The organism is Moorena sp. SIO3I8 (genome assembly GCF_010692325.1).
GTDB lineage: Bacteria > Cyanobacteriota > Cyanobacteriia > Cyanobacteriales > Coleofasciculaceae > Moorena.
Genome location: NZ_JAAHHW010000251.1, coordinates 1 through 3,152 on the forward strand (window position 1 = coordinate 1; position 3,152 = coordinate 3,152).

The 3,152-nt window shown below is 41.9% G+C and carries 3 protein-coding genes and 2 pseudogenes; all 5 read left to right on the forward strand.

Going from position 1 to position 3,152, the window contains the following annotated elements; translation table 11 throughout:
* Nucleotides 1-299, forward strand: a pseudogene (locus F6K51_RS35740) (transposase); the annotation flags it as partial.
* A 576-nt stretch (nucleotides 300-875) separates the two neighbouring features.
* Complete coding sequence (locus F6K51_RS35745) at nucleotides 876-1,601, forward strand: ISAs1 family transposase (protein WP_293030524.1); 726 nt, start codon at nucleotides 876-878, stop codon at nucleotides 1,599-1,601.
* Nucleotides 1,579-1,983 (forward strand): ISAs1 family transposase, encoded by a 405-nt coding sequence (locus F6K51_RS35750; protein WP_293030527.1) that lies wholly within the window; start codon nucleotides 1,579-1,581, stop codon nucleotides 1,981-1,983. Before F6K51_RS35745 ends, F6K51_RS35750 begins: the two co-directional genes overlap by 23 nt.
* Before the next feature lie 344 nt (nucleotides 1,984-2,327).
* Nucleotides 2,328-2,495 carry a hypothetical protein gene (locus tag F6K51_RS35755; protein WP_293030529.1) on the forward strand — a complete coding sequence of 56 codons (168 nt, stop codon included), beginning with the start codon at nucleotides 2,328-2,330 and terminating at the stop codon, nucleotides 2,493-2,495.
* A 524-nt stretch (nucleotides 2,496-3,019) separates the two neighbouring features.
* Nucleotides 3,020-3,152 (forward strand): annotated as a pseudogene (locus F6K51_RS35760) (IS4 family transposase); the annotation flags it as partial.

Sequence of the window (3,152 nt, forward strand, 5' to 3'; positions counted from 1 at the left end):
GAACAAGCAATTACAGTCATAATAGATGAAACCGGGGATAGAAAGAAAGGAAAAAAAACGGACTATGTAGCGCGGCAATATCTAGGAAGTATCGGAAAAGTAGATAATGGGATAGTGTCATTAATGCTCAGGTCGTGTCCCAAAATATAACATTTCCCTTGGTAGGCAAAATCTTCAAACCAAGAGGAACATTAAAACAGGAAGATAAGTACAAAAATAAAATAGAGTTAGCCTCAGAAATCCTAGAAGAATTAGTAGAGGAAGGATTAACTATAGAACTAGTATTAGCGGATAGTCTCTAGGGTGAAAGTAGCCAGTTTATTAGAACATTAGAGAAAAATAAATTGTCTTATGTAGCTGGCAGGGTGACAGAGGTAGGGGAAAGCTAGATGTAGCATAAGATACAGCCATCAGATAAAAAAAAAGATAGGTCAAATATAGCAAAGCCGACCTATCTAAGGAAAATGATAGCAAAAGAATACCAATAAATCCTGGTAAAGGAACTCAACCGCAGTACTTATCTATTACTAAGTCTAGTGGTAGCAAGTCTTCAATTATTTAAACAAGTGAAGTTAGAGTGGAAAGCCCACGGCACTGCCATTACCAATTTTGTTTGAAAGTCGTCGGCAGAAATTACGGCGTTTTTTGAGACAGGAAAACTTAGGTGTGGAAAAAATTTGGTTTCCCTGTGTAAACTGTCTTTTAAGGAGTATGTTTAAGCCTAATGATACCAGGGTAATTGCAGCTATTTTGTATAAATTGTACTTGACAAAATAGGTATTTAACATAGTCAGTGATAGGACTAGACAACTCTTCTGGAATGAAGGACACTACAAACAGATGGAATCAGTCCCTTTCACATCCTTTCAATCCTCATGTCAACAGGTTTTGGTGCTCCTAGCATATCCCCTCCTTCGGTTACGCTGAAAAAGCTCAGACGTAGTGTGCTTAAGGAGTTTGAGAGATTGGATGAGCCTCGGGTGAAACGGCAGCCACAGCATTTACTGGTCGAAATCATAACTATTGCCATCCTGGCCACCCGATCTGGGGCGGATAGCATGGTAGGGATTGAAACCTATGGAAAAGCGAAACGGCAATGGTTAGAGACATTCTTGACATTGCCTCATGGTATTCCCTCACACGATACCTTTTCGAGAGTCTTAGGGTTGATTGACCCCCAGCAGTTGCATGAGTGTTTTTTGAGTTGGGTCGGACATATTACCGACCAGCTGGAGATTAAGCTGATCAACATAGATGGCAAAACAGCCCGTAGCTCCTATGACCGAGAGCATCAACTTAAAGCCTTACATACAGTCAGTGCTTGGGCTTCAGAACACCATCTGGTCTTGGCCCAACAACGGGTAGAGAGCAAGTCGAATGAGATTACAGCCATTCCAGAGCTACTGAATCTATTGGATATTCAGGGTGCGATTATCACCCTAGATGCAATGGGTACTCAGCGCGATCTTGCTGCCCAAATCCGAGACCAAGGTGGGGAGTATATCCTGGCACTCAAAGGGAATCAAGGCAAGCTCCACAAGGCAGTGAAGACATTCTTTAAGGCGGCTGAAAAAAAGCATTGGGAGGGGACCCACGTATAGCTATCACGAGCATACAGAAGCAGGTCATCATCGGACCAACGCATCGACAAGTGTGGGCGGTGCCCATCAGCCAATTGCCCGATTTGCCCAATCCTTCGAAATGGCAGGGCAAAACCCGCGCGTGGTGATGGTCAAACGAGAGCGACGTCTTTGGAATAAAACGACTACAGAGGTGTGTTTCTACATCACCAGCTTAGGTGCAGATGCCAGGGTTTTAGGGAAGGCGATCCGCTCCCACTGGGGGATTGAAAATAGCCGACCTTGGATCAATGATGTCACCTTTGGCGAAGACCATAGCCGTATTCGCACGCCTTCATGGACCAATGAATATGGGACTGCTGCGACGCTTATCGCTGAATTTACTCAAACGAGAACCCTCTAAGCAAAGTATTGCCCAGAAACGCTACCGAGCGGCCATGGATAATGACAAAGTCATAAACCTGTTGCTCAGCAATCATTCCTGTTAGGTTTTGCTAGACCAGCACAGTGAGGACTGCACAACTTCTTAGAGGAAACCACAACAAAGCACATCCCAACCCCATCATGCCGCCAGATTGTTCCGACCCCGTTGGCATGCTCCTTTAACCAACCAAAAATGAGAAATATTGTGGAAAACAAGTCCAATCACTTTAGCTTCGTTGGTTTTCCTGATTTAGATGCGATTGCCCTGCTAATGATACTATATATTTAGCTCTAGACAGAACAAGCTGGGGAGAAATAAACATTTTGATGGTCAGTGTAATCTGGAACCAAAGAGCATGGCCAGTATATTGGAGTTTTTTATCAAAAAAAGGAAGTAGTAACCTCAAAGAACAGCAAGAGGTATTAGCGATGCAGCGCGGTCTTGGGGGTTTCCCCCATGAGCGACTGCATCAAGACAGGAAAAAGTTTTGAGGTGTTATTAGGGCAAATAGATGAGTATATAGTGGTTGTGCGCTTGTGATCGAGAATTTTGTTCACCAAAGTTGGCAAGTTGGCTATCAGAAAAAGGTACATACTTTTGTTTAAGACAGAAATGCGATACAAAGATTGCAGTAGAAAATGGGTTATATAAGGAACTAAGAAATTGGGGTTTAACCTGGGGGGGTGACGAAAATAGTTATAAAGCAGACAGGGCAAGCGATCTAGCTCTCATTCCTCGTAAATAATACTTCTGTTTATTACGATTAAGTTTCATTAATTATTGTATTAAATCAATAAGTTCATAACTAAACTTGACCCAAGTTTGAGCATGTAAGCCTATATAAAAACTACTGTGTCGTCTTTGTAAACGACCAGATTCTTTTACTCTACCAACATATTTCTGAATTCTGACGGGGTGACGAAACAGGCTGAAATGCTTGCTATGTAAAGCTAGTAGCATTTTGTGGTAAAAAAAAGTAGGTCTCTAAATTTGCAACAAGACCTACGTATTGACAATGTTCCCAACATTCTACCAAAACCACCTAAAAAGTCAATTAAGTCTAGCCGATTATATTTTTTTAAAAATCCTGATTAATCTTTTACAATTAATCAAGAAAGTCAGTTTGGAAAAGTTAGCAAATGCTCTCC